A 24,829-nucleotide genomic window follows, 5' to 3' on the forward strand; every position below is an offset into this window, starting at 1 on the left:
GCCCCGTTTGCATCTGTGCCGCTATTCTCTGGCGTCTTCTCCGTCTTTGCGCTTCGCGGTGGATTCCTTCTTCGACTTGGCTCTTGCGCGCAGCTTATCGGCGTAGCCTTCTTTGTTCACCTGCCGGGCGCGCGCAATCGCGACGCTGCCGCCCGGCACGTCCTGCGTGACGGTGGAGCCGGCGACCACGTAGGCGCCGTTGCCGATGGTCACCGGTGCGATCAGGTTGGAGTTGCTGCCGATGAAGGCATCGTCGCCGATGACGGTCTTCGATTTATTATACCCGTCGTAGTTGGCGGTAATCGTCCCGCAGCCGATGTTGGTGCCGCTGCCGACGACCGCGTCGCCTACGTAGCTCAGATGCGGGACTTTGGTGCCGGCGCCGATCTCGGCGTTCTTGATCTCGACGAAGTCGCCGATCTTGACGTTGTCCGCGAGCTTCGTGCCCGGCCGCAGGTAAGCGAACGGGCCAACGGCGCATCCGGCGCCGAGCTGCGCGGACTCCGCCACCGACTGGCGGATCGTCGTGCCGTCACCGACGGATGTATCGGTCAGATCCGCGCCAGGGCCGATGACGCAGTCCTCGCCGACGATCGTGCCGCCGCGCAGGAAAGTGCCCGGATACAGCACCGTGTCGGCGCCGATCTGGACGCCTGCCTCGATATAGGTGCCGGCCGGATCCACGATCGTCACGCCGTTCGTCTGATGGCGGCGCGCGATGCGCTCCCGCATCAGCCGCTCCGCCTCGGACAGCGCGATGCGATCGTTAACGCCGATCGACTCGGCCGGGTCCGCCGCGACCGAGGCCGAGATACGCTCGCCGCGCGCCTGGAGAATGCCGATGACGTCGGTGAGGTAGTACTCGCCTTGGGCGTTGTCGTTCGTAACCGCGGCGAGCGCATCGAACAGCTTCCTATTGTCGAAGCAATAGGTGCCGGTATTGATCTCACGGATCGCCGCTTGCTCCGGCGTGCAATCCTTCTGCTCGACGATGCGGAGCACGCTGCCGTCTTCGCCGCGGACGATGCGTCCGTAGCCTGCCGGCTGCGCGAGCTCGGCGGTCAGAATCGAGGCCGCAGCGCCTTCGGCCGCATGCAGCGCGATAAGAGCTTCAAGCGTCTCCGAGCTGACAAGCGGCGTATCTCCGCAGACGACGAGCGTCACGCCATCTGCGCTGCCGATCGCGGATGCGGCCTGAAGCACCGCGTGGCCGGTTCCAAGCTGCTGCTGCTGAAGCGCATATTCGACGGAGTCGCCCAATGTCTGCTGTACCGCCTCCGCGCCGTGGCCTACGACGACGACGGCACGCTCGCAGCCGATGCCGCGGACGGCGTCCAGCACGTGCCCGACCATAGGCTTACCGCATACAGGATGCAGCACTTTATATAATTTAGATTTCATCCGCTTGCCTTGTCCGGCAGCCAGAATCACAGCCATTCTCGTCATATCGGGCAGATGCCTCCTTTTCCCGCTTCCCGCGCGCACGGTATTTTTCACTTGTGATCATAGCCTATTACAAAGCAAATGAAAAGAGAGCCGTCGCCGGCTCTCGTCGATGCTACTTCATATTCTCGGCACCTATTGTCGCTAAGCGCGAACACAAGCACTACGCACCTTCGACCAGCACCTCTTCTTCTTCCACGGCAGCGCGCTCGTACTCGGCGAGTACGGCGGACTGGATCTTCTCGCGCGTGCCCGAAGAAATGGGATGAGCGATATCTCGGAATTCTCCGTCGGGCGTACGCTTGCTCGGCATCGCAACGAACATGCCGTTGTTGCCGTCGATCACGCGAATATCATGGACGACGAACTCGTTGTCGATCGTGATAGACGCGATGGCCTTCATTCGCCCCTCGGAATTAACGCGGCGGAGTCTAACATCTGTAATTTGCACTTGTGTTCACCACCTTTGCCCCATCAGAAGACTTGGTGTAATATTCCACAAAATCGTGCCGAATCCTTCTTAAATCTGGTAAAACTAGTCCATTATTTTAAATATTTTTTCAGTACCGGATAATGTCGACATTGTACGCCCGCTTTGGCTTTTTTTCGACAAAAACGCCGTTTTTACGCAGGACCTGCTATTGGAAAAGGAAGCTCAGCGACGACGTTTTATTGCCCTCTCCCAACAAGTCCTTCCACAATTACACGCGTTGTCAGAAGCTGCCCTCGGCTCGGGCAATCGAATTGGTAATGGAGACCGCAATTCGCAAAAAACCGCTAACCGCAAAAAACCGCCGGCTTCAGGCTCGAAGCTGGCGGTCTATTTTCGCGTAATCGATTCCCCCGTCCCCTGTCTGATCAAGGCTGAAAGAAGTTGCCTGGCTGTACCGCGATATGCCTCGACTTCAGATCGACCTCCGTGAGGCGCGCCAGCGAAATATAATCGTGAAGCAGACGTTCCTCGTTGTCCACCTCGCCCGATTCGACCAGCACGCCGACGCCGGCAACGATCGCCCTGAATTCGCTAAGCAAATCGACCATGCCTTGGATTGTACCTCCGGCCTTCATGAAGTCGTCGATGATGAGCACGCGGCTCTGCTCCTTAAGCGCGCGGCGGGCCAGCGACATCGTCTGAATCCGCTTATTGGAGCCGGAGACGTAATTGATACTGACGACGGAGCCCTCCGTCACCTTGTGATCGCGTCTGACGATGACGACAGGGACGTTGAGATATTGGGACGCGGCATGCGCGAGAGGAATACCCTTCGTCTCCACCGTCATGATGAAGTCGATGTCCCGGTCCGCGAACGCGGTGGCGAACATGCGACCGAGATCCTGCAGCAGCCCGGGCTGGCCGAGCAGATCGGTCATATATAAGTATCCGCCGGGCAGCAGACGATCCGGCTGCTCCAGCATGCTGCATACCTCTTCGATCTTGCGGAGCGCTTGGTCCTTGCGGCACTTCGGAATGAAGCGAACGCCGCCGGCCGCACCCGCCAATGTGTGCAGCTCGCCGATTCCTTCGTCCTCGAATACTTCCTTGATGATCGCAAGATCTTCGCTGATCGACGACTTGGCGGACTGGTAACGCTCGGCGAATGCTGTCAACGATATTAACGTGTGGGGACGATCCAGCAGATATTGCGTCATTTCTACGAGCCGCGCACTGCGCTTTAACTTTTTCATCCAACCCACCCCGTCCAAAACCGAATATTATAACGCTATAATAACACTTTTATCCGGTTTTGGGCAAGGCGTCAAAAGTCTCATGGCAACCTTTCTTACACCTGATGGAACCGGGCTCTCGATTGCTTAGGTGAGCATACGCACAACGTAAACTTCTTTGCAAAAACCGCGCAGACCGTTGTAGATGCGAGCGAGCTTCGACTCCTTGGACACGAGCCCGAATACGGTCGGTCCGCTGCCCGACATGAGCACGCCGTCCGCGCCGAGCCGCGTCATCACTTCCTTGATCTGCCTGACCTCCGGATAATGGGCCAGCGTCACCTTCTCCAGCACGTTCCCCAGCGCCCCGCACATCCGGTCGAAGGAGCCTTCTCGCAGCGCCGCCAGCATATCCGGCACGGATGGATGCACGCCGACCTCGCTCGCCCGGAACCGCCCGTACACGTCCGCGGTCGACACGTTGATCGGCGGCTTGGCCAGCACGACCCAGCATTGCGGTGGACTCTCCAGGCTCTCGAGCCGTTCGCCGCGGCCAGTCGCCAGCGCGGTCCCTCCACGCACGCAGAAGGGCACGTCCGAGCCCAGCTCGGCGCCTAGCGCCTCAAGTTCCGGCACGCCGAGGTTCAGATCCCAGAGCCGGTTCAGCCCGCGCAGCGCCGCGGCGGCGTCGCTGCTCCCTCCTGCAAGCCCGGCGGCGACGGGGATCTGCTTGTCCAGGTAAATATATACGCCTTTCTTAACGCCGTAGCGCTGCTTGAGCAGCTTGGCCGCCTGAAAAGCTAGATTCTTCTCGTCAAGCGGAATAAAGCCGGCTTGGCTGGCCAGCACGATCTGATCGCGCTGCAGCTCCTCGAGCGTGAGACGATCGGCAAGATCCACCATCGTCATGACCATTTCCACTTCATGATAGCCGTCTTCGCGCTTGCGCAGCACGTCCAGCACCAGATTGATTTTCGCCGGCGCCTTCTCATATATTTTCGTCATATGCCCACCTGCCAGACCTTCTGCTTCGCCTGATTCCTGTCGTTCCAAAGCTTAACATATTATAACAAACCCCTGCCCGAATTGCGATTTGACAAGGTTGGACTTTTATATGCAAAAGCCGGGGATGCCCCCGGCGGCTTCTTCTTCCCCGCTATACGCCAAGCCCTCTTCGCTATGACCGGGCAACAGCCGCTGCGTCAGTCCTGCTTGCGCGCAAGCGACTGCTCGGCCAGCTGAATCGCCCGCTTGACCATATTGCCGGCGTCCTTCGTGCTGATGGCGCCCCAGCCTTCGCTCTCGACCTTCCCGTAGAAACCCAGATCCTTGGCGAGCTCCGTCTTGAACGACTCGGTCATCGTCCGTCCCCTGCGCCTGCGGCTCATGCGAATCCCTCCCCGTATGGCTGTGATGACGCTTCGCGCCTGCAAGCTGCGCGGTCGTCAACCGTTAGGGTGTCCCCGGGCCGCCTCCAAAATGCAAAACAGGCAGTCGCGCCTGTAACGGCTCGACTGCCTTAACGATCACAAAAGCTCAGTGCTGCAAATCGATGCGGACCTGACCTTGTTCATTGCACAGCATGACTTCGACGGACTCGGTTAGAATGTCGGCATAGCTGTACGAGACACGCTTGAACGCATTCTGCTCCTGGTCCAGCTTGACGATGAACACCGACGGGTAAATTTCTTCGAGAACTCCCGTGCGTTCGATGGTTTTACGGCGGCCACCGTTGGCGCGGAGCATGATCTTGGATCCGATATGCGGCTCCAAGCTTCGTTTGATATCCAGAAGCGCGTTCTTGGACATGTCCACTACCACCTCTTTCCCTGTAAATTATACCTAAATCCAGGGGAGGTGTCAAGTGGTTAAATATTATAGCAGCGGACAAGAAATTTTGTCAATAATGTTTTTCTAATATCATTTTAATTTTGAGTAAAATGAGTCTGAGGAAATACAAATCAGCCAAATTCCGCAGCTGGTAGCGTAGGGACGATGTTGGTCGGCTTGATGTTCGGAAGTCCGATGCGATATTTGCCCAGCGATTCGACGCCGCCGACACCCCGCATGCCGCTGATTGTATTCGAGATGACATCCGGCAGGTCGATCGTCTCCCTGAACGGCGTAAAGGCGGCACGGACGGCGACATACACCGGATCGAGCGCGTGGATCATGATGCGTGCCGGGGAGCTGGCGAAGTTGGCTCCGGCGGACATCAACGCCTCGAAGTGAGACTGGCAGGCGCCTGCGACGACAATCAGGGAGTCCTTGCTCTTATCGTAGCTGCGCGCGGTTCGGACGGCCTGGATGAAGTTGCCCGTGTTTTTATAGCTCGACAGCTGCTCGTAATCGGTCCTGTTCTTATAGACACCATCGTGACCTGTGATCACTACAATATCGGGCATTACCTTTGGCAGCAGGTCGGCAACTGCGGCAGCCATCTGCGATTCGTGGCAGTGCACGCCTTCGGCGGGCATGCGCAGCTGCCTGTATACGGCCATGCTCTTTTTCAAATAATTGACGTCGCCGTCCAGGTGAAGCACCTTGCCCGGCATCTCAAAGTACGGCTTGCGCTGCCCGGTCGTGCCCGCTTCCTCGATCCCTTCCTGGGCGTGGGCACGCTCCGCCTGCATCCGTCTCACCGATTCGCCGGCCTGCACGCGCGCTGTTCGGGGGCCGCGCAGCTCGTCCGGGTTCCGTACCTGCTCGAGGTCTCCTACGGGCGCGTCCGCGAGCAGCCGATAATCCGTTCCCCGCAGCACCGCCGTAGTCTGCAGCAGGGCGGCGATTCGGAACAATACATCGCCGCCGTAAGATTTGCGGACGACCAAGTCCCCTAGCTTCATGGGCGAATCACCTCTTCGTCTATCCTATGGAGAGGGGCGCCCAAAGGTGCACGCATTAACGCAAGCAAGGGTCCCCGTCAACATGACAGGGACCCTAGGTTTTATTCGATCAAGCCTGCGGAGGCCAATGCTTCGGACAACGTCGCGAATTCTTGAAGCGACAGCGTCTCGCCGCGCCGCTCCGGCTTTATGCCGCTCGCTTCAAGCAGGCCGGCGAGCTCGCCCTTGCGATCCTTGCCGACGAGCGCGGCCAGGTTGTTGTGCAGCGTCTTGCGGCGCTGCGTGAAGGCGGCGTGCACGACGCGGAAGAAGCGCGTCTCGTCGGAAACGTCGACCGGCGGCGCCTCTCGCTTGGTCAGCCGAATGACCGCCGAGTCGACGTTGGGCGCAGGGATGAAGGCGCCGGACGGCACCACGCAGACGATGTCCGGCACGCAGTAATATTGGACGGCGATGCTAAGCGTGCCGTAGTCTTTGCCGCCGGGCTTGGCCGCCATCCGCTCGGCCACTTCCTTCTGGACCATGACGACGATCCGGTCGAGCGGCAGCTTCTGCTCGAGCAGCGTCATGACGATCGGCGTCGTCACGTAGTACGGCAGGTTCGCTACGACGCTGACCTGGCTGCAGCTAGCGAACCGCTCTGCCCATAACTTCGCAAGGTCGGTCTTCAGCACGTCGCCGTGTACGACGGATACGTGCGGATAGGGCGAGAGCACTTCTTCGAGAATCGGGATCAGCCGGTTATCGATCTCAACCGCGGCGACCTTGCCTGCTTCCTGCGCGAGCCGCTCCGTCAGCGCGCCGATGCCGGGGCCGATCTCCAACGCGCCCTTGTCTTTGTTGAGCGCCGCGGCATCCACGATTTTGTCCAATATATTTTTGTCGATCAGAAAGTTCTGACCGAGGCTTTTCTTGAAGGTAAAGCCGTGCTTGCGGATAATATCCTTCGTCCGCGTCGGCGTCGCGATGTCCATGGCGCCCGCCAGGCCGCCCGCGCCTCCCGCATGCTTCGTCATTCGCCTACTCCCTCTCTCGTCAACTGCCTCAGCGCCTCGGCGAACTCCGTCCGCGTAATGCGAAACATGCCGAGCCGCTTATAGAACTGCTTGCCGTTGGCGTAACCGATGCCCAGCAGCTCGCCCATGCGCTCCCTGCGGCTCGCAGCGGCCGGATGCACGATCAGCCCCGCATCGATCAGATCCGGCCAGGCGATCTCAGGCTCCCCGGCTCCCGCGGAGGCGCTGGCTGAGGCCCTGTGGTCAGCGCCTACCGCGTCAACGCCCGCCGTCGCTGCCTCAGATGCAGTCGCCGCTGATGCGGCCTCAGCGCCAGACTGCGCAATCGCGCCATGGGCACTGACCGCAATGCGGCCCCCTGCCGATGCCCGTACGCGGGCCAGCGCCGCACGTATCGCCTCCGGGCTCGCGTGCTCGACGCCTATGCCGTCCTTGCCGCGCGCATCCGCCTTTGCCAAGAAGGCATGGCTGCACCCCGGCACCCTCGCCTCGATGATCTTGCGTATTTTCTCGCCCGGCACGTCGGGATCCGTGAAAATAATGACGCCGCGCCGCTCGCGGGCCAGCTCGATACGCCGCAGCACTTTTTCGTCGATCGCAGAGCCGCCCGTCTCGATCGTATCCGCGTCGACGGCCCTCCGGATCGCCACGGTATCCTCCTTGCCTTCAACGACGATGATCTCCGCTATTCTAGCCAGGCTGATGCCGTCCACCCCGCTCGCTCCGTTGTTTCCCCGGTCCGCTCGTATCATTTTTTCCAACCCGTTATTTCGTTCTTTCCCATATCCGCTCAAAACGTTGTTTATTACTTTCTCACTGCCGTTCGTTGTCGTTGCCGTTCGTTGTCGTTGCCGTTCGTTCGCATCGTTCTTCCCGTTCAGTCCGTTCCCATCGTTCTTCCCGTTCAGTCCGTTCGCATCGTTCCGTATGCCCTATTATAGCCCACATCCCGCAAATGACAAAGGGAAGGGGCATAGGCCCCTTCCCAGGACGCAGCGACCCGACCAGGCCGCCGCCAAAAAAACTTGACCGCTCCGACATAATACAGACACAAAATTAACAATAGCGGGTAAAGATGACTAAGAAGCTTTTCAGTCGGCCGACGGCTTAACCGGACCGATGACGTATACGGTGTTACCGCGTTTCTTGCCGAACTTATTCGCATATCTCTCGCTGTCGTAGTACACGTCGATCTTCTTGCCCTTGATCGCGCTGCCCGTGTCTTCCGCGCGGCGGAAACCGATGCCCTCGATGTAGACCCACCAGCCCAAAGGCACGACATCCGGATCGACGGCAATCGTGCGTCCTTCGGATACTCTGGTACCGGAGGCTGTGATGCCGTAGCCCACGTCTCCTACGTCCTTGCCCGTCGAAGCCGGACCCGCGGAATAAGCGGTTAACGTAACCCCGGACAATACGCTCTTCACCTTCACGGATTTACCGTTCAATTGGAGCGTCTTTACATTGTCCGACGCCTTGTTGTAGGCGAGCGATACGACAGCCGCTTTTTTCTTCGCGCCGACGGCTACGACTTGCTGCACGATCGGCTGATCAAGCGATTTGTAGACGAGCTGTTCATTAACGAGCTTGCCGTCTTCGTAGACGCGCTCGAATTTTTTCACCAACAAGCCTTGCTTGCCCGTCTGCACGACCTTCGTCTTGCCGACCAGCAAGTTTTTATCCGCTGTCTTGACGACTTTGTACGCCATCGGATGCTCGGTCGTAACGACCTCCCGGGTGACGCGGACGACTTTCACCTGCAGACCCTCGTCGATCTTCGACGTAAGGGCCGGCGTGACTTTGTCTTCGGCGGAGAGCGCGATGCCTTCGTTCTTGAGCAGATCGCCCACCGTCTTGACTGTTGTATATTTGGTCTCTTTCTTCCCGTCTGCGACGAGCTGTACGCTCATAGCCCGATCGATGACGACTCGCGTGCCGTCCTCAACCGAGGACGTGAGCGCTGACGACAACCGATCGTTTGGACCGACCGTGATGCCCATCTCCTTCAGCAAGGCGGAGACATCGGAAGTACGGGTTTGGATGACGGTAGATTTCCCGCCGTCCACGACGGTCACGCTCTTGGCGGACGCGCCGTGTAGCAGCATGATGAGACAGATGGTAAGAGCAAAGGACAAAATTGCGCTCAAGAGAATCAAACGCAGATGCTCATGCAACCATCGCGCTGCGGTAAGCTTGCCGGTCGGTCGTGGATCATGGGTCCCTTGGAGGGGAATTGCACCCATTTTCTCGTTCCTCCTTCATAGCCTCGCCGTCGACTGTTTTACATGATATTCGTCTGACGCGACTATCCATTTGTGATAACGGCGCTGGAAGCTTAGTGTGGAGCGGCTTGCACACTAGCGAATTGCGCCGCCTTGCCCAGCTGTGGAGGCATATCATGCGCCTGCCATTCATCCCGTAGTTGCCTCCGTGGAGCGGTCTTTGCGGCTATCTGCACCGAATGCGTAAATTCGGGCACAAAAAAAGCCTGCGACAGAGGGCCTGGTCGTGGCTTCCGCTCAACTGGACGAGGGACGATGGGGCGGCACGAGGTTACCTCTCTCTACTACGCTTGCGAGGTTAGCTGTCGGGTTCGGGCGTCGAGAGTTGCCCTAAGCAATCGGTCGGTAAGCCGTCAGCCGGACGGCACCCGTCGTTCGCCATTCACCCCAAGATTGCTCGGACCGCTGGGACATCGGCAAGCGCCGATATCGTCCGCGTCGGGTCCCCCGCTCTCCCCACTGGGAGATTAAGCGCACTGGAAAAGGAATGTCATATTCGGACTTCTGGATTAGATAATAACCCGCCTGCCCCAAAGGTGTAAAGAACGTGCAAAGAGCGAATTTCAGCGTTTTAAGGCAAATTTAAGCCAAATTTTTAGGATTTCAGAAGCAAAAGCTAGTTTTTTCTTAGAAAATATTTATTTTTCTGCGTTTGTTGGCGCTTTTTCTTCGAGTCGGAAACAGACACGTGCATTTCGATCCGTAATTTCTTCTATTTTTTCCCTAGAAAGGCCTGTGATTTCCGCAGCGGAATCGGCTACGAATTGCACATAAGACGACTCATTTCGCTTGCCTCGATAGGGGTGGGGGGTAAGGTACGGAGCATCTGTCTCAATCAGCAATCGGTCCAGGGGGACACGCGCCAAAACCTCTTTGGGAACGCGCGCGTTTTTGAAGGTGACCGGTCCTCCGAAGGAGATATAGAAGTTCATGTCCAAACATTGCTTGGCCGTCTCCCAGCTGCCGGAATAGCAGTGCATGATGCCCCCGATCTCGGCCGCTCCTTCTTCGCGCAGAATACGGATGACGTCTTCATGAGCGTCCCGATTGTGAATGACGATCGGCATGCCGATCCGCTTCGCAAGCCGGATCTGTTCGCGGAATACGAGCTGTTGGACATCCTTGGGCGAAGTATCCCAATAATAGTCGAGTCCGATCTCGCCGATCGCTACGACCTTCGGATGACTGCATAGCGACTCGATCCAGGCCAGATCCTCCTCCAAGCGCATATCGGCTGCATCCGTCGGGTGCCAGCCTACGGCGGCATAGATGAAATCGTGCTTTTCGGCCAATGCGATGGTCGTCGGGATCGTCTCCCGGTTGAAGCCGATATTCACGATGTTGCCGACGCCCGCTTCCTTGGCGCGAGCGATCGTTTCTTCCCGGTCTTCATCGAACTTTGGCGAATCCAGATGAGCGTGCGTATCAAAGAGCATTTCGTAGAAGTCTCCTTTTGCGAAGTTTTTATTATTGGGTGGCCAAGCGGAGCTTGCCGGGACGACTTCCCGGATAAGGGACTACAAACCCAGCATCTCGCGGATCTCTGGCTTTAGGCGATTGACGTGAGGCAGCACCAGGTCTTCGGGATAATAGATATAATACTTCCCGGTATGAAGTCCCGCGATCGAGCGAACGATATCGCTTTTCAGGGATATCTCGGTCAATCGGTCTTTTTCGTCCAGCACGAGGACGGGGGTTTTTTCTTTGGGCTCGGGATCCGGCGATCCTGGCTTGTACACGTCGTAGGGAAGGTTCGTCGGGGTGTCCATCTGAAGGTGGTAATCCGGATGCAGACCGATCCTTTCCCATTGCTCCCGCAGCTCCTCCTCCAGTGTTTCGTGCGGATTGTCGAGGGGTACATACTTGTACAACCGGCGGTTTAAGAATCGTTTACATAAGTCTGCCAGTATCTCGTCTTCTTCGTCCGCCCATTGGCCGAACGCAGTCTGAACCATCGCTTCATCCAGGGCCAGGTAGTCCCGCAGTCCGATCGTGCCGTTCAACAACTGCGCTAGCGGCGGCAGCAGGAATTTGAACGCATGGCCCTCGCGGAACAATTCGCGCGCCCTCATGAAAATTTGCCTCAGTACGATATCCGAACTGCGCGTTACGGGATGGAAGTAGATCTGCCAGTACATCTGATATCTCGACATCAGATAATCTTCTACCGCATGCATCCCGCTCTCCTTCACCACGATACGTCCACGATAAGGACGCAGCACGCGCAAGATTCGATCGAGGTCGAAGGTACCGTAGTTCACGCCCGTGAAGTACGCATCCCTGAGCAAATAATCCATCCGGTCCGCGTCCATCTGGCTGGACACGAGGCTCACGACGATCGGCTTGTCGTACGTCTTGCAGATGACGGCGGCAACCTTCTCGGGGAAGTCCTCGCTTACTTCCTTTAATACCCGATTGATCTCCGTATCTCCCAGTATGATCGCGCAGGACCATTCTTCATGATTGGTATCGAACACTTGTTCGATGGCATGAGAAAAAGGACCGTGTCCGACATCATGCAGCAAAGAAGCGCATAAACTGACCATTTTTTCCTCTTGCGGCCAGTCCTGGTATCCGTTACGCTCAAATTGACTGATAATTCTTCGCGTGATATCGTATACGCCCAGCGAATGGGAGAATCGACTGTGCTCTGCCCCATGGAAGGTCAGGTACGAAGTCCCCAACTGGCGTATGCGCCTCAATCGTTGGAATTCGGCGGTGTTGATGAGCTTCCAGATCGTCGCTTCCTGTACGTAGATGGACTGATGAACGGGGTCCTTGAATACTTTTTCCTCTCGAAGACGGTACATGTTCGATCACCTCGTTGATTGGACTTCGCATTCGACAAACGGTTATGATTTTTGTCGAAAGGTGTCATTCACTAATTTTAAGAACTAATCCCGTTTTTTACCTAATATATTAGTGAATTGGTGCGAATCTGTGGAAGTTAGCGGGTATTCAGCTAAATTTCAGCTAAAGTTACCGCTATTTCTGGTTGACTTATTTGGGAATCGTTGGTACGATAGAGTACGGAAAAGAAAGAATTTTGTCGAATGATGGCGAATATGCGGAGGTTCTCCGACATTTCGTTTAATCTTATTTTACGCGAATGAGGGAGGATTTCCAAATGTTGAAGTCGACGGGCATTGTACGGAAAGTGGATGAACTGGGTCGTGTGGTCATTCCGATCGAGCTGCGCAGAACGCTGGGTATCGGGGAAAAGGATGCGCTGGAAATCTACGTGGACGGCGAGCGCATCATGCTGAAGAAATACGAACCGGCTTGCATCTTCTGCGGCAATGCCGACAACGTTATTTATTTCAAAGGAAAAATCGTTTGCAGAGAATGCTTGAAGGATTTACCTGCAACTGTGTGACAAAATAGAGAATTTCGTTTATAATGGAAGAAGCACTTACCAACATCGTTATTTCTAACCTTTTTATATCTCCTTGCAGCCCCTCCCGGACTTAGTCCGCGGAGGGGTCTTTTTCTTCTTCGAGCAACATTTGGTACACTTCCCGGCGGGACAAGCCTAGGTCGCGCGCCGCCAACCGCATCGCTTCCTTGCGATTTTCGCCGTTCTGCGCTTCGTATCTTGCGACATGCTCGGCTGTTGTCAGCCCGAACCACCAGGCATCGCTAGGATCGGCCGACGATGCGGTTGACGGGTCCGCGCCTTCGATGACCAGACAGCATTCGCCTAGGGGCGGATGGGCTTCAATATATTGCAGGCAAGCCTCGGCCGTCCCCCGTACGATCTCCTCGTGCTTTTTCGTCAGCTCACGCACGACCGCCATCCGCCGGCCGCTCCATCGCTCGGCGACCGCCTCAACCGTTTTTTTCAGACGATGCGGAGACTCGTACAGCAGGAGCGTGGCCTCTTCCCGGTCCAGGCGGGAGAGGAAGGCTTCCATTCCCTTGCGGTCCCTGGGCGGGAAGCCCGCGAACAGGAAGCTGTCCGTCGGCAAGCCGGATACGATGAGTGAGGAAAGTGCGGCGTTCGCGCCCGGAATGGGTACGACCGGTATGCCTTGCGCGGCGGCTGCAGCTGCGAGATCGGCGCCCGGATCCGAGATAGCCGGCATGCCGGCGTCGCTGACGAGGGCGATCGTCATGCCTTCGGCCAGCAGCCTGACAAGCTCCGGACCGCTCGCTCGCTTATTGTGCTCGTGGTAGCTGACCAGGCGTGTCGAGATCTCGAAGTGGGTGAGCAGTTTGCGCGTCTGACGCGTATCCTCGGCGGCGATGAGGTCCGCTTCCTTTAACATCCGAACGGCCCTGAACGTCATATCCTCCAGATTGCCGATCGGCGTCGCGACGAGATAGAGCGTGCCCGGTCCGTCTGTCTCTCGAGCCGCGAAGCTTTTCTGGACCTGCGCAGCTGCTTGCAGCGGTAGCTGTGTCTGAGCATCAGACGTACGATCGGTGTCCCGCTCCCGGTCTTGTCCGTGCCCCTCCGACAGTTCGGCGCGCTCTGATGCGCCTTGCGGATTTCTTCCTCGCCAGCTGCGATCCCGCTTCTCCTTCATCGTTCAATCCTCCGCCCTTTCACTCGTATCCGTGTCGTTCAATTGCTTTTTACGCCCGTAAAATACGTCCAGCAGTTCTTCTGTATAAGTACGGCCTTCTCCTTCGTAAACGATTAACGGCGGGAGCAGGCGAAGCTCAGGTCGCCCGCCCAAGCTGGCCTCGATAAGCACCATGTTCGCTTCCGCTCCCGCACGCGAATGCACGAAGCGCATCCGTTTCGGTTCGAGCCGGTACTTCTGCATGGCGGCCATAATCTCCGCCAGCCTGGACGGACGATGCACCATAGAGACGCGCCCGCCCTCGCGCACGCTTCTCGCGCAGGCCGCCACGACATCCTCCAGCGTGCATCCGATCTCATGGCGCGCGAGCGCTTGATGCAGATTTTCCTTGTGCTCGCCGGAGCCGACGGGCTTGTACGGCGGGTTCACTGTCACCGCATCGTAAGCCTCGCTGCCCTGCAGGGCGGGCAGCACCTTTAAATCCGCTTCTCGTATGTCAATCCGCGACTGCAATTCGTTGTAGGCAACGCTTCGCCGGGCCATATCTGCGAGCCTGGGCTGCAGCTCTACGCCTTCGATAGTCGCGCCGGTCCGCGTCGCGAGCAGCAGCGGGATCACGCCGTTCCCCGTGCATAGGTCGAGGATCCGTCCTTTCTTCGGAATGCCTGCGAATCGGGCTAATAGAACGGCATCCAATGAGAAGCTGAAAACCTCTTTGCTTTGTATAATTTTATAATCATGCGTCAGCAGGTCGTCCAGCCGTTCGCCTTCCAGCAACGGCGGCTTCCCGTGCATAATGTTATCGTTTTCATTCAACGCTCCAAGCACCGTCCCAAATTTTTTCTTCTATTATATATGCGTCATTTCGTACCACTTTTTTATACCGGTTCTTGATGCCGGCATCACGTCTCTAAGCTTACTCGATTTGCCTACCCAATGCCAGCATCCGGACAGCGACAACTCCCGTGCAACTGCAAAAAAAAGCCGGCTCCCCCGGATTGGAGAGTCGGCTGTGCGCGGTTAAATCCCAATTAAGGCTTGCTCAGAAACGAGAGACAGAACAAGCAATCGCCTTCCATGCGCAAATGCCCATAATACACATTGCAAATATGGAAGCCTTCGTGATACAACCGGGCCAGGTTGTCGTAGCCTTCGCCAATGGAAGACCCGGCCGCAGTCTCGGCTTGCTCCTGCTGACGGGTATCGGCCGGTTCCTCCGATACGTCGACCGCAGGTTCTGCCGCGAATTCGATTGTCTCGCGCTTGAAAATCTTGCGCAGCTGCTGGTTCTCGATGCGCAGCCGCTGGTTTTCTTCGACCAATTCCTTAATCTTGAGCTTCAGCGAGCCGAATTCCGTATGGAGGCCGCCTAGCTTCGCTTCGAGTTCATCCACGCCTAAATATATATCCTTCATGGCAAGCTCCACCTTAAAGCCAGGTTGTGTCGGTGACGATAGGTGCTGCTGGAATTACTTTACGACGACTTCTTCAAAAGGAAGCTCTTTGACCTTGCCGACCTCGAACAATTGTACGTGAACGCTGCGGCTGCCCGCATTGAGTCCGACGACCTTGCCGTCTCCGAACGAGGTGACGACGATCTTGCCTACGGCCGGCATCTCTTCCTTGGCGCTCTCATAGTTGTCATGCTCGAACTTGAGACAGCACATGAGGCGGCCGCACAAGCCGGAGATCTTGGTCGGGTTCAGCGACAGGTTCTGATCCTTCGCCATCTTGATCGAGACCGGCTCGAAGTCCCCCAGCCAGGAGGAGCAGCAGAGTACGCGGCCGCAAGGGCCGATGCCGCCCAGCATCTTGGCCTCGTCGCGCACCCCGATCTGACGGAGCTCGATACGGGTACGGAAGACGCCGGCCAGGTCCTTCACCAACTCGCGAAAGTCAACGCGACCCTCGGCCGTGAAGTAAAAAATAATCTTGTTGCGGTCAAACGTGTATTCGACGTCCACCAGCTTCATTCGGAGCTGATGGTCCTTAATTTTCTGCAATCCGATGGTAAATGCATTTTTCGCCGCGTTCCGGTTTTCCTCGACTGCATGCGCATCGCTGTCCGCAGCGACACGTATAACCCTCTTGAGCGGAAGGACGACGTCGGCCTCGCCGACGGTCTTCGGTCCGATGACGACCGTGCCGTATTCGACGCCTCGCGCAGTCTCGACGATGACATGCTGGTCCTTGGCTACCGGATGTTCGGCGGGGTCAAAGTAATAGACCTTGCCCGCCTTCTTGAAGCGGACGCCGACAACCTCGTACAAAACTACCCCTCCCGTACGCCGCTGCAGACGCTCCGATACGGTTAACCCGCCGTCTGTGCGGACGTCACTAGAAATTGCTCGAAAGCGAGCTGCGGCTGCACGTTCGCCTTGATGCGGCGAACGGCGGACAGCGCCGCTTCCATAGACCGGGTCCAGGCATGGACACTTCGGGTCCAGGCCTGCTTGGAGAGCCATTCCGCTTGATCGGAAAAAACGAGCCTCTCCTCGCGACCGGTCATAACATAAATCATATCTCTATACCATAAAGCAAACAGTTGCAGCAAAATGTCGGTATGCTCGGCCAGATCCGTCTTAAACACCTGGGTCTGCGCAGTCAGCAGCACGCCAGGGAACCGGGACGGGATCTCCCTGCCTAATTGTATCACTACGTTTCGGATTTCTGCAAACCAATTCTCGGCCGCCAGCGCCAGCGCAGCTTCGAACCCCGCGGACAGATGAACGACTGACTTAGCGATCAGCGGCGGCGTGCCTTCGCGTACTAGCAGCGCCTCCATCGCCTTTGGATCGCCCGGCGTGAACGGTACAAGCTGCGTCCGCGATACGATCGTCGGGAGCATCGCCTGCTCGCTCGGCGCGATCAGAATCGCCACGACGGGCGACGGCGGCTCCTCCAGAAACTTCAGCAGGCTGTTCGCCGCTTGGACCGTCATCGTCTCCGCGGCCTCGATGACGTAGATCTTGCGCTGCGCGCCGGCGCTGCGATAAGACAGCTCCCGCTGCAGCTCGCGGATCTGATCGATCTTCACCGTCTGACCGTCCGGAACGACGCGGTGCAGGTCGGGATGGTTGCCGTGCTGGACCTTGCGGCACGTCAGGCATTCGCCGCAGGCATCGTCGCCCCCGCGCTCGCAGAGCAGCGTCATCGCGAAGGCCAGAGCCATCGCGCTCCTTCCCGACCCTTGCGGGCCCGCGAACAGGTAGGCGTGCGCGACCTTGCCGCTGCGGAGCATGCCCTGCAGCAGCCGCTTGGCCCGATCCTGTCCCGGTACCGATGCGATCGTCATTGCGCCAAACCTTCTCTCGTTGATGGACTAAATGTATAACAACGACGGATACGCCGTTAAAAAACCAGGTTGATCAGAAGCCCCCGAATCTCGCCGACCTTTTGCAGAAGCTCCAACCGGCCTTCTTCGCTGCCGAGCAGTTCCTCTCCCATGGCCACGAGCATCGAATCGACTTCCTCCAAAATTTTATACCGCTTGCCGCGCCCGCGACGATCCCAGCCCTTAGTTTCCTTCAAGGCGATTCCGCGTTTGAGCGTATCTTCAAGGAAGCCTTTGACCATCATTCTGTACAGCTTCAGCTCGCGGACGGTCATGGAGCGCATGAGACGGTCGCCCTGCTGGCGGATGTCCTCCAGCTTGCGCTGGAGCTCCTCCTGGGTGCGTCCTTCTTCGTTCTGCTGCATCAGATCGCCGAAGTTAGGCATCTCCCTCGGCCTGGAGTTGGTATCCGTACGTTGAATCTTGTTGTTCGGGGGAAAATAACCCGGCTGGATCTTCATCCCGCTTCACATCCCGCCTGATAGGTTAGAAGTGTTCGAATCGTTCGACCGGGACCACGAAGACGGCTGCGCCGCCCACCTGCACCTCGACCGGAAATGGGATGTAGGAGTCGGCTGCGCCGCTGACCGGAGAAACAGGGGTAACCAATTGGTCGCGCACCTTACAGTTGGCTCGGATCACGTCGAGCACCTGCTGCACGCGTTCGTCCTCGATCCCGATCAGGAACGTCGTATTCCCGGCCTTGAGAAATCCTCCGGTACTAGCGAGCTTCGTCGCGCGGAACCCTTCTTTGATGAGCGCATTGGAGAGCCTGTTGCTATCCTTGTCTTGTGCTACGGCGATGACCAGCTTCATCCATCATTCCTCCCAATTCAATGTAATATAAGCTTCTTTTTATAAAATTTGACACCGCAGCTTCAAATCCTGCCCATCGACGCATTTTTGCAAGCGCTATCCTGGCCTGGCGTCTTCATTGCCTGCATTTATACGCTATTATCTTATTCAGCCCGTTTCAAAAAGCGATCCAGTACCCCCGCTACCGCCGCGAATACGTCCTCGGCAGGCGGATTGGCATCGACGCGTACGATTCGATCCGGGAACCGCGCCAGGGCCTCCAGATAACCGTCACGTACGCGGTGGTGAAACGCTAGAGACTCCAGATCTAGACGATTGATCTCCCGGTCTCCATGCGCATGAATCCGTTCGATGCCGATCTCGGGGTCGACGTCCAGATAGATCGTCAGATCGGGGAATCCGTCTTCGATCGCAAAAGCGTTAATCGACATGACCTCATCGATGCCAAGGCCTCTCGCGTATCCCTGGTAGGCGAGGCTGCTGTCGATAAATCGGTCGCATAGGATTGTCTTACCCTGTTCGAGGGTAGGAACAATCTTCTCGACGAAGTGCTGCCTGCGGGCCGCCGCATATAGCAGTGCCTCCGTGCGGCCGTCCATGGCGGTATTGCCGTTGTCGAGCACGATCGCGCGGATCTGCTCCGCGATCGCGATACCGCCGGGTTCGCGCGTCGCCACGACATCCAGGCCCTTCTTGCGCAAGTGATCGAGCATCATCACCGCGATCGTCGATTTTCCCGCGCCTTCGTTGCCTTCTATTGTAATGAAATTACCTTTCTTCATCCTGCGAATGCCCCGATTCTATATAATAGGCAGACGCCCCTTAGCGTCTACTCTTCTCTATTATAGCCTGAAAGCTTCGCAGGTTGAACGATTATCGTCGACTGTCTGCGATTCCCGCTCCTGACGGTGAGCGCCCTTACTCCCCACAGCAGTCCATAAACGCCTCCAACGAGCGCACTGGCTGCCATAATATCGAAGCATACGTTAAACATGAACAGATGTTTGCCGAGATCCGCTTCCCCGTCCCCCATGAGCGACACGGTTACAGCTACCGCGCCTGCAGCACCGATGACGGCAAGCAGCTCCGAGAGCAGCCTGGTACCCGGGCGGCCAGCGCTTCTAATCCACCATGCTGCGAGAAGCGCATAATAGACCGCATAGCAGGAGACAAACCAGGACAGCGTATTCGGCATATCCCGATGCTTCCATTCGCTCCATGCGCTAAACGCATAGGACAGCTTGCTTCGCTCACGGCCGGCGGACTCGCTATAATTTCCCAGGTAATAGGGTCTTACAGCCGTACCGTTATTCGCCGCTTTCTCGAGCTTGCTCACGAACCGTTCGGGATGCCGCAAATAATACAAGGCGATGTCGCGGTGCGACAGCCGATCCAACACCTCCCGCCGAAGCGTAGGGTCGCTCTGGGGAACGATCGTGTCTTTCTGAAAATAGTTCGTACCCGCCAATCCCGCATATTTGTCCGGAATACCCAACTCGCCCATGTCCCGCTTCAGATCGGGCGTATCCTTGAGCGCGCCGAAAAAAATCGATTGATACAGGTTGATATGCCGGAGCTGATCCGGCGCCAGCGCCATCATGAGGACGGCCGATAAGGCCAGAATGGCTGCGCCGATTCTGGCGCGCAGCCGCCAGCCCCTATCGGGACGCAGCGCGGCCATGCGCCATGCCAGAATGGCCAGAAGGAAGCCGATGGGCGCGTTTTGGATTTTGGAGCTAGCCAAGGCGACGCCGGCGCTTACGAACAGCGCCAAGAGCCATGCAGACGGGGGGCGGGAGATCTGTTGCGGGTCGGATTGTTCTGTCGAGCTCCGCTTATCCGGATCGACCCGCGACGCGATTGCGACTGCTGCCCCCAGCGCGAGCAGAGTAGCGACCAGCGCAAAGGGCTCACCGAAGAAAGACTGATAATACGCGGTATAGCCGACGTCGCAAAAAATGCCGATGCCGATTACCGCCATAAAGGAGGCGGCTATTCCGGTTGCGTATTTGCCCCGTATCGCTGGCGCATAACGCACGAGAAGCCACAAAGCAGAGAGCGTGAGCGCCATATAACAAAAGCCGAGTACGCGAATATCGAAAGTATGTGAATCGATGAGTCTCCCGATCCCTCCAGCGATCGCCACAAGCAGCACATGCGTGGATACATAACCGCCGGAAGTGAAGCCGCCGTAGTGATAGAGCTGGTGAGCATAGCCGAAGTAACGGTCCGCATAGGACTCGTGCGGATCTGCATAGGCGATACCCGCAGCGCCCATGACGCGATTGAAGTCGCCATTGTCCGCTACGCCGATAACGGGCGGTACGAACAGCAGATAAACGATAATGGCTGCCGCTGCGCAAATAGCTATCCATGCCACAATTAATCGTGATTCTGGAATTTTAGGCGATGCTAAGCCCTTCATACGTTATCCCCTTCCGTCAGGACTCGAATCGACGCCAAGGTTTCGTCCGCCGCTCCCTGGAATCGCGCTCCGGCGGCAGCCAAGCGTTTTAGCTCAAGGACGGTAACTTCAGATATAGGCTCCCCCGGGTACAGGAGAGGAATGCCCGGCGGATAGGGAATGATCCATTCTCCGCATATATGACCCGCTGCCGCCTCTAGCGCCACGCTGGATGCAGAGGCAGTTCGTCTTCTGATCGTGACCGGCTCCGAAATCTGGCCGTATGCAGCTTCGGGTGACAGGTTATTGGTCGGGACCTCTTGATTGCTAGAGCTTTTCTGGCCCTGTGCATCCAATTCTCCGGCGATATTGCTCAGCGCGTGCAGCAAGATCTCCCCATCCTCTTTTCTCGTGCCGGGTCCGAGTGCCAGCACCGCATAGCTTGCATCCGCCATTTCAGCGACACAGCCGCGCTTTTCAAGCTCCGATAGCAGCTCGAATCCGCTCAGCCTTCCCCATTTATCCTTTATTGATAGCTTTAACGGATCATCCGCGTTCAGCGCCTCGAAGGGCAGCTCGGCAAGGGCCTCGCGCACAGTGCTGGACACCGCAAGCGCCATCTCGAACAAGTCTGGTCCTTGTACCTGGATTTCTCTGCGAGCCAGATCGAGGGATGCCATCAGCGGATAAGACGGACTTGAGCTTTGCACCATACCAAGGGCTTGCCGAATCGCCGGTCGGGGCACCAGCTCGCCTTGTATATGCAGCATAGCGCTCATGGTGAGCGAGCTCAGCATCTTGTGCGTCGATTGAACGACCACATCCGCTCCAGCCTGGAGCGCGCTGCGGGGAAATGCGGGATGCAGCCCGAAGTGGGCGCCATGCGCTTCATCGACAAGTACCGGCATCCGCGTTGCATGCGCTGCTTCAACCAAAGGAGCCAGATCGGCGGTTATGCCATAATAGTTGGGGCTGCACAGAATAAGCGCTTTAGCTTCTCCATAAGTTTCGACAGCCCTCATTACAGTCTCTACGCTTGGAGCTATAGCAATACCTGATTCGCCGTCCAGCACCGGTGTCAAAAAAACGCATCGGACACCCGCGAGCGCCAGACCGTGAATAATGGATTTGTGCACGTTGCGCTGTACCAATACAAAATCGCCCGGATCGCATAGCCCGAGTATCATCGCCAGATTGCCTGCAGTGCTTCCCCCAACGAGAAAATGTGTCTCATTTGCACCAAAGCACGCTGCAGCCAGATGCTGCGCCTGCGCGATCGCTCCGCTCGGGTCGTGAAGATCATCCGTATCCGATAGCTCGGTCACATCTATATTCATCCATATTCCGAAGTCTGCAGCCGCTTCATAGCCATCTTTGATAGCGCGCTGTTTATGTCCCGGGACATGGAAGGGAATCAAACCCTTTTGCGCGCGGTCTACTAGCATATCAAATAAAGGAGCTTGATCACCTTTTGCTGGTTGCATTCAAGTTCATTCCCCGTTTTGGTTTCATAAAATTTTACATAATCACCATTATATCAGATCTTTTGTAGTGCCCCAAACAACACAAAAAGCGCCGTTCTCTCCCGGCACTTCTTCGTCTTCTGCGCTTCATCCTCTTCGCAGCGGCTGTCAGCCTTCCGTATGCACCCACAGTTGCTTCAGCTGCTGAACAAAGTACGGATATCGTTGATCCTCGACAGGCGTATTCACCATTTCCGACTCGCACGAATGACAGATAAATGAACTCATGATCCGAATGCCTTCCCGATCGCGTTGTCCGCATACGATGCAGGTTTTGCTCTCTTCTTCATTCATGGCATTCCCGCCTTTGGTTGGCTTATTACGACTAGTATGCCTCATACTCTATGAAAATATACCTCTTGCTAGCGCGGTACTGCCAGAATTTTAACAATATGCGCAATTCGAGCCGATAGTAACTACAGAACCTTAGCGTCATACAAGGAGATCCTCTATGAAAATGCCCGAGCCATCACGCGAGGCCACCGTCTATCATTACAAACTGATTCGCAAAATTCCGATGCGACCGGAAACAAAATATAGCTATATGACCACCGCACTTTTAGGCGCCGGGTTCGTCACAGGCTTCTACGCTTGGAAGGGGCTTGAGTGCATGGCGATCGGCTTGATTTTAATGATACTTATTCATGCCGTGGTCCTGCGCATCACGCTGCGCCGCGTAGATGCCACAGCCGGCAAACGCTGGAGCTTCCGCATTGACTGGCCATGGATTGGTCCGCTGCCGGTCATGGATACGAGCCTAGGCCTATTTCGCCGCTTGCACTTTCACTTGATGCTGGTCGGATGCTGCGCCTCCGCGCTGGTTTATCCTTGGGTGCATCCAGCCTTGGTTATTTCGCTCGTTTACTGGCACTTCTGGCTGCTCTCCCCGCGCCTCACACTGCTACTGCGCATGCGCAAGGAGCGAGGCAATGGCGTCATTCGCCTATCCGATACGGAAGTCTCCTACTATCATATATAGGAGTAGCCCTATATGGGCTGCGTCTGGATTTCGGATCTACTGCATGCTCCAGTGGGTCCTTTATTTTTACTCATTTTGCACCTGTGAATCGCAGAGCCCGGCTTCCCGCTCCTCGTGAACACGCATATCCGTCCCTGCCATTCCTTCATCGGATTTGCCATTTACAGCAGAGAGGTTGACAGCCGACGCGCCGCCGCACCTCGCGCGGGGAGCTGCGTGAACCATTGCTGTAGTACAAAAAACCACCTTCCGAAGAAGGTGGTTCTCTTTGCTGTGCTTTAGCCTGGCGACGTCCTACTCTCCCAGGACCCTGCGGTCCAAGTACCATCGGCGCTGGAGGGCTTAACGGTCGTGTTCGAGATGGGTACGCGTGGGACCCCTCCGCCATTACCACCAGACCTACTGTGCGACGGGTGTCGTACAGATTTGCAGCTTCACAGAGCTTGCGCCCTGAAAACCGGATGCGAAACGAATCTGCGCCTAGAAATTTTCTTGCCTGTGCGGCTTGCCGTTTGTTCCTCGGAAGGAACAGTAGGATAAGCCCTCGACCGATTAGTACTCGTCAGCTGCACGCATTGCTGCGCTTCCACCCCGAGCCTATCAACCTCGTGTTCTCCAAGGGGTCTTACTAATTGGGAAATCTCATCTTGAGGCGGGCTTCGCGCTTAGATGCTTTCAGCGCTTATCCCTCCCGCACTTGGCTACCCAGCGATGCTCCTGGCGGAACAACTGGTACACCAGCGGTGCGTCCATCCCGGTCCTCTCGTACTAAGGACAGCCCCTCTCAAATTTCCTACGCCCGCGACAGATAGGGACCGAACTGTCTCACGACGTTCTGAACCCAGCTCGCGTACCGCTTTAATGGGCGAACAGCCCAACCCTTGGGACCTACTTCAGCCCCAGGATGCGATGAGCCGACATCGAGGTGCCAAACCTCCCCGTCGATGTGGACTCTTGGGGGAGATAAGCCTGTTATCCCCAGGGTAGCTTTTATCCGTTGAGCGATGGCCCTTCCATTCGGTACCACCGGATCACTAAGCCCGACTTTCGTCCCTGCTCGACTTGTAGGTCTCGCAGTCAAGCTCCCTTATGCCTTTGCACTCTTCGAATGATTTCCAACCATTCTGAGGGAACCTTGGGGCGCCTCCGTTACGCTTTAGGAGGCGACCGCCCCAGTCAAACTGTCCGCCTGACACGGTCCCTTCACCGGATTCACGGTGACAGGTTAGAACCTAGATACGATCAGGGTGGTATCCCAACGGCGCCTCCATTGAAGCTTGCGCTCCAACTTCTTAGGCTCCCACCTATCCTGTACAGACCGTACCCAAGTTCAATATCAAGCTACAGTAAAGCTCCATGGGGTCTTTCCGTCACGTCGCGGGTAACCTGCATCTTCACAGGTACTAAAATTTCACCGGATCTCTCGTTGAGACAGCGCCCAAGTCGTTACGCCATTCGTGCGGGTCAGAATTTACCTGACAAGGAATTTCGCTACCTTAGGACCGTTATAGTTACGGCCGCCGTTTACTGGGGCTTCGGTTCACAGCTTCGGGTTGCCCCTAACCGCTCCCCTTAACCTTCCAGCACCGGGCAGGCGTCAGCCCGTATACTTCGCCTTACGGCTTCGCACAGACCTGTGTTTTTGCTAAACAGTCGCTTGGGCCTATTCACTGCGGCCCCCTCGGGCTATTCACCCTACCGAGGCACCCCTTCTCCCGAAGTTACGGGGTCATTTTGCCGAGTTCCTTAACGAGAGTTCTTCCGCGCGCCTTAGAATTCTCTTCTCGCCTACCTGTGTCGGTTTGCGGTACGGGCACCTTCTCCTGGCTAGAGGCTTTTCTCGGCAGCGTGAGCACGGAACCTTCGGTACTGTAATTTTCCCTCCCCATCACAGCTCAAGGTTAAAGCATGCGGATTTGCCTACATGCACCCCTCACTGCTTGGACGAGCTATTCCATCAGCTCGCGTTCTTGCCCTCCTGCGTCCCCCCAT

At 56.9% G+C, this 24,829-nt stretch carries 25 protein-coding genes, 2 rRNA genes and 1 riboswitch (1 of these 28 only partly in view); of the genes, 2 read left to right on the top strand and 25 right to left on the bottom strand.

The genetic code is table 11. The features are described from left to right. Positions 1 to 21 precede the first annotated feature (21 nt). The 12 genes from glmU to KB449_RS31160 all read right to left on the bottom strand — a co-directional run bounded on the left by glmU (position 22) and on the right by KB449_RS31160 (position 12,062). Positions 22 to 1,446 carry a bifunctional UDP-N-acetylglucosamine diphosphorylase/glucosamine-1-phosphate N-acetyltransferase GlmU gene (gene glmU, locus KB449_RS31105; RefSeq protein ID WP_282912063.1) on the bottom strand — a complete coding sequence of 475 codons (1,425 nt, stop codon included), beginning with the start codon at positions 1,444 to 1,446 and terminating at the stop codon, positions 22 to 24. 160 nt (positions 1,447 to 1,606) lie between these two features. After that, positions 1,607 to 1,894, bottom strand: coding sequence for a septation regulator SpoVG (spoVG, locus tag KB449_RS31110; RefSeq protein ID WP_067781204.1), 288 nt, complete (start codon positions 1,892 to 1,894; stop codon positions 1,607 to 1,609). Between the two features lie 407 nt (positions 1,895 to 2,301). Further along, the gene (gene purR, locus KB449_RS31115) at positions 2,302 to 3,129 is read right to left on the bottom strand and encodes a pur operon repressor (RefSeq protein ID WP_282912064.1); all 828 of its coding nucleotides are present in this window, start codon (positions 3,127 to 3,129) and stop codon (positions 2,302 to 2,304) included. 126 nt (positions 3,130 to 3,255) lie between these two features. Further along, complete coding sequence (ispE, locus tag KB449_RS31120) at positions 3,256 to 4,113, bottom strand: 4-(cytidine 5'-diphospho)-2-C-methyl-D-erythritol kinase (protein WP_282912065.1); 858 nt, start codon at positions 4,111 to 4,113, stop codon at positions 3,256 to 3,258. Positions 4,114 to 4,310: 197 nt separating this feature from the next. After that, complete coding sequence (locus KB449_RS31125) at positions 4,311 to 4,496, bottom strand: small, acid-soluble spore protein, alpha/beta type (RefSeq protein ID WP_090117853.1); 186 nt, start codon at positions 4,494 to 4,496, stop codon at positions 4,311 to 4,313. Between the two features lie 148 nt (positions 4,497 to 4,644). Further along, entirely contained in the window at positions 4,645 to 4,917 is a 273-nt protein-coding gene (gene veg / locus KB449_RS31130) for a biofilm formation stimulator Veg (protein WP_277529852.1), read from the bottom strand. A 152-nt stretch (positions 4,918 to 5,069) separates the two neighbouring features. Continuing rightward, complete coding sequence (yabG, locus tag KB449_RS31135) at positions 5,070 to 5,954, bottom strand: sporulation peptidase YabG (protein WP_282912066.1); 885 nt, start codon at positions 5,952 to 5,954, stop codon at positions 5,070 to 5,072. A gap of 101 nt (positions 5,955 to 6,055) precedes the next feature. After that, the gene (rsmA, locus tag KB449_RS31140; protein WP_434082534.1) at positions 6,056 to 6,970 is read right to left on the bottom strand and encodes a 16S rRNA (adenine(1518)-N(6)/adenine(1519)-N(6))-dimethyltransferase RsmA; all 915 of its coding nucleotides are present in this window, start codon (positions 6,968 to 6,970) and stop codon (positions 6,056 to 6,058) included. Beyond that, complete coding sequence (gene rnmV / locus KB449_RS31145; RefSeq protein ID WP_350356253.1) at positions 6,967 to 7,722, bottom strand: ribonuclease M5; 756 nt, start codon at positions 7,720 to 7,722, stop codon at positions 6,967 to 6,969. Before rnmV ends, rsmA begins: the two co-directional genes overlap by 4 nt. Before the next feature lie 339 nt (positions 7,723 to 8,061). Further along, positions 8,062 to 9,213 (bottom strand): resuscitation-promoting factor, encoded by a 1,152-nt coding sequence (locus KB449_RS31150; protein ID WP_282912067.1) that lies wholly within the window; start codon positions 9,211 to 9,213, stop codon positions 8,062 to 8,064. A gap of 311 nt (positions 9,214 to 9,524) precedes the next feature. Further along, positions 9,525 to 9,736: riboswitch (cyclic di-AMP (ydaO/yuaA leader) on the bottom strand. A 154-nt stretch (positions 9,737 to 9,890) separates the two neighbouring features. Next, entirely contained in the window at positions 9,891 to 10,688 is a 798-nt protein-coding gene (locus KB449_RS31155) for a TatD family hydrolase (RefSeq protein ID WP_282912068.1), read from the bottom strand. Positions 10,689 to 10,769: 81 nt separating this feature from the next. Further along, positions 10,770 to 12,062: an HD domain-containing protein gene (locus tag KB449_RS31160; RefSeq protein WP_282912069.1), complete on the bottom strand. Its 1,293-nt coding sequence runs from the start codon at positions 12,060 to 12,062 to the stop codon at positions 10,770 to 10,772. A gap of 317 nt (positions 12,063 to 12,379) precedes the next feature. On the opposite strand from KB449_RS31160, the gene KB449_RS31165 reads away from it, so the two are divergent. Continuing rightward, on the top strand, positions 12,380 to 12,628 hold the full coding sequence (locus KB449_RS31165) for an AbrB/MazE/SpoVT family DNA-binding domain-containing protein (RefSeq protein WP_067781230.1): 249 nt from the start codon (positions 12,380 to 12,382) through the stop codon (positions 12,626 to 12,628). 91 nt (positions 12,629 to 12,719) lie between these two features. Here KB449_RS31165 and rsmI read toward each other — a convergent pair whose 3' ends face one another. The 11 genes from rsmI to KB449_RS31220 all read right to left on the bottom strand — a co-directional run bounded on the left by rsmI (position 12,720) and on the right by KB449_RS31220 (position 22,152). Continuing rightward, the gene (rsmI, locus tag KB449_RS31170) at positions 12,720 to 13,781 is read right to left on the bottom strand and encodes a 16S rRNA (cytidine(1402)-2'-O)-methyltransferase (RefSeq protein ID WP_282912070.1); all 1,062 of its coding nucleotides are present in this window, start codon (positions 13,779 to 13,781) and stop codon (positions 12,720 to 12,722) included. A gap of 3 nt (positions 13,782 to 13,784) precedes the next feature. Continuing rightward, complete coding sequence (locus KB449_RS31175) at positions 13,785 to 14,576, bottom strand: tRNA1(Val) (adenine(37)-N6)-methyltransferase (RefSeq protein WP_282912950.1); 792 nt, start codon at positions 14,574 to 14,576, stop codon at positions 13,785 to 13,787. 236 nt (positions 14,577 to 14,812) lie between these two features. Beyond that, positions 14,813 to 15,196 (bottom strand): initiation-control protein YabA, encoded by a 384-nt coding sequence (locus tag KB449_RS31180; protein WP_282912071.1) that lies wholly within the window; start codon positions 15,194 to 15,196, stop codon positions 14,813 to 14,815. Between the two features lie 54 nt (positions 15,197 to 15,250). Beyond that, positions 15,251 to 16,051 (bottom strand): PSP1 domain-containing protein, encoded by an 801-nt coding sequence (locus KB449_RS31185; protein WP_282912072.1) that lies wholly within the window; start codon positions 16,049 to 16,051, stop codon positions 15,251 to 15,253. Between the two features lie 41 nt (positions 16,052 to 16,092). Then, the gene (gene holB / locus KB449_RS31190; RefSeq protein WP_282912073.1) at positions 16,093 to 17,076 is read right to left on the bottom strand and encodes a DNA polymerase III subunit delta'; all 984 of its coding nucleotides are present in this window, start codon (positions 17,074 to 17,076) and stop codon (positions 16,093 to 16,095) included. 56 nt (positions 17,077 to 17,132) lie between these two features. Then, positions 17,133 to 17,576, bottom strand: coding sequence for a YaaR family protein (locus KB449_RS31195; protein ID WP_282912074.1), 444 nt, complete (start codon positions 17,574 to 17,576; stop codon positions 17,133 to 17,135). A 25-nt stretch (positions 17,577 to 17,601) separates the two neighbouring features. Beyond that, positions 17,602 to 17,931, bottom strand: a complete 330-nt coding sequence (locus tag KB449_RS31200) for a cyclic-di-AMP receptor (RefSeq protein WP_067781248.1) — start codon at positions 17,929 to 17,931, stop codon at positions 17,602 to 17,604. Between the two features lie 143 nt (positions 17,932 to 18,074). After that, positions 18,075 to 18,713: a dTMP kinase gene (tmk, locus tag KB449_RS31205; RefSeq protein ID WP_282912075.1), complete on the bottom strand. Its 639-nt coding sequence runs from the start codon at positions 18,711 to 18,713 to the stop codon at positions 18,075 to 18,077. A 47-nt stretch (positions 18,714 to 18,760) separates the two neighbouring features. Continuing rightward, a complete protein-coding gene (wsfD, locus tag KB449_RS31210; protein WP_282912076.1) occupies positions 18,761 to 20,311 on the bottom strand; it encodes a glycan biosynthesis hexose transferase WsfD in 1,551 nt (516 codons plus the stop codon). A gap of 41 nt (positions 20,312 to 20,352) precedes the next feature. Beyond that, complete coding sequence (locus tag KB449_RS31215; RefSeq protein WP_282912077.1) at positions 20,353 to 21,819, bottom strand: aminotransferase class I/II-fold pyridoxal phosphate-dependent enzyme; 1,467 nt, start codon at positions 21,817 to 21,819, stop codon at positions 20,353 to 20,355. A gap of 147 nt (positions 21,820 to 21,966) precedes the next feature. Then, positions 21,967 to 22,152 carry a sigma factor G inhibitor Gin gene (locus tag KB449_RS31220; protein ID WP_282912078.1) on the bottom strand — a complete coding sequence of 62 codons (186 nt, stop codon included), beginning with the start codon at positions 22,150 to 22,152 and terminating at the stop codon, positions 21,967 to 21,969. A gap of 157 nt (positions 22,153 to 22,309) precedes the next feature. Here KB449_RS31220 and KB449_RS31225 point away from each other — a divergent pair, with 157 nt between their 5' ends. After that, on the top strand, positions 22,310 to 22,837 hold the full coding sequence (locus tag KB449_RS31225; RefSeq protein WP_282912079.1) for a transposase: 528 nt from the start codon (positions 22,310 to 22,312) through the stop codon (positions 22,835 to 22,837). Between the two features lie 281 nt (positions 22,838 to 23,118). On the opposite strand, the gene rrf is transcribed toward KB449_RS31225, so the two are convergent. Together rrf and KB449_RS31235 are read right to left on the bottom strand one after the other, a co-directional pair. Then, positions 23,119 to 23,235 (bottom strand): 5S ribosomal RNA (gene rrf, locus KB449_RS31230). A gap of 134 nt (positions 23,236 to 23,369) precedes the next feature. After that, positions 23,370 to 24,829: ribosomal RNA gene (locus KB449_RS31235) — 23S ribosomal RNA — on the bottom strand (it continues 1,471 nt past the right edge of the window).

This window comes from Cohnella hashimotonis (assembly GCF_030014955.1).
Lineage (GTDB): Bacteria > Bacillota > Bacilli > Paenibacillales > Paenibacillaceae > Cohnella > Cohnella hashimotonis.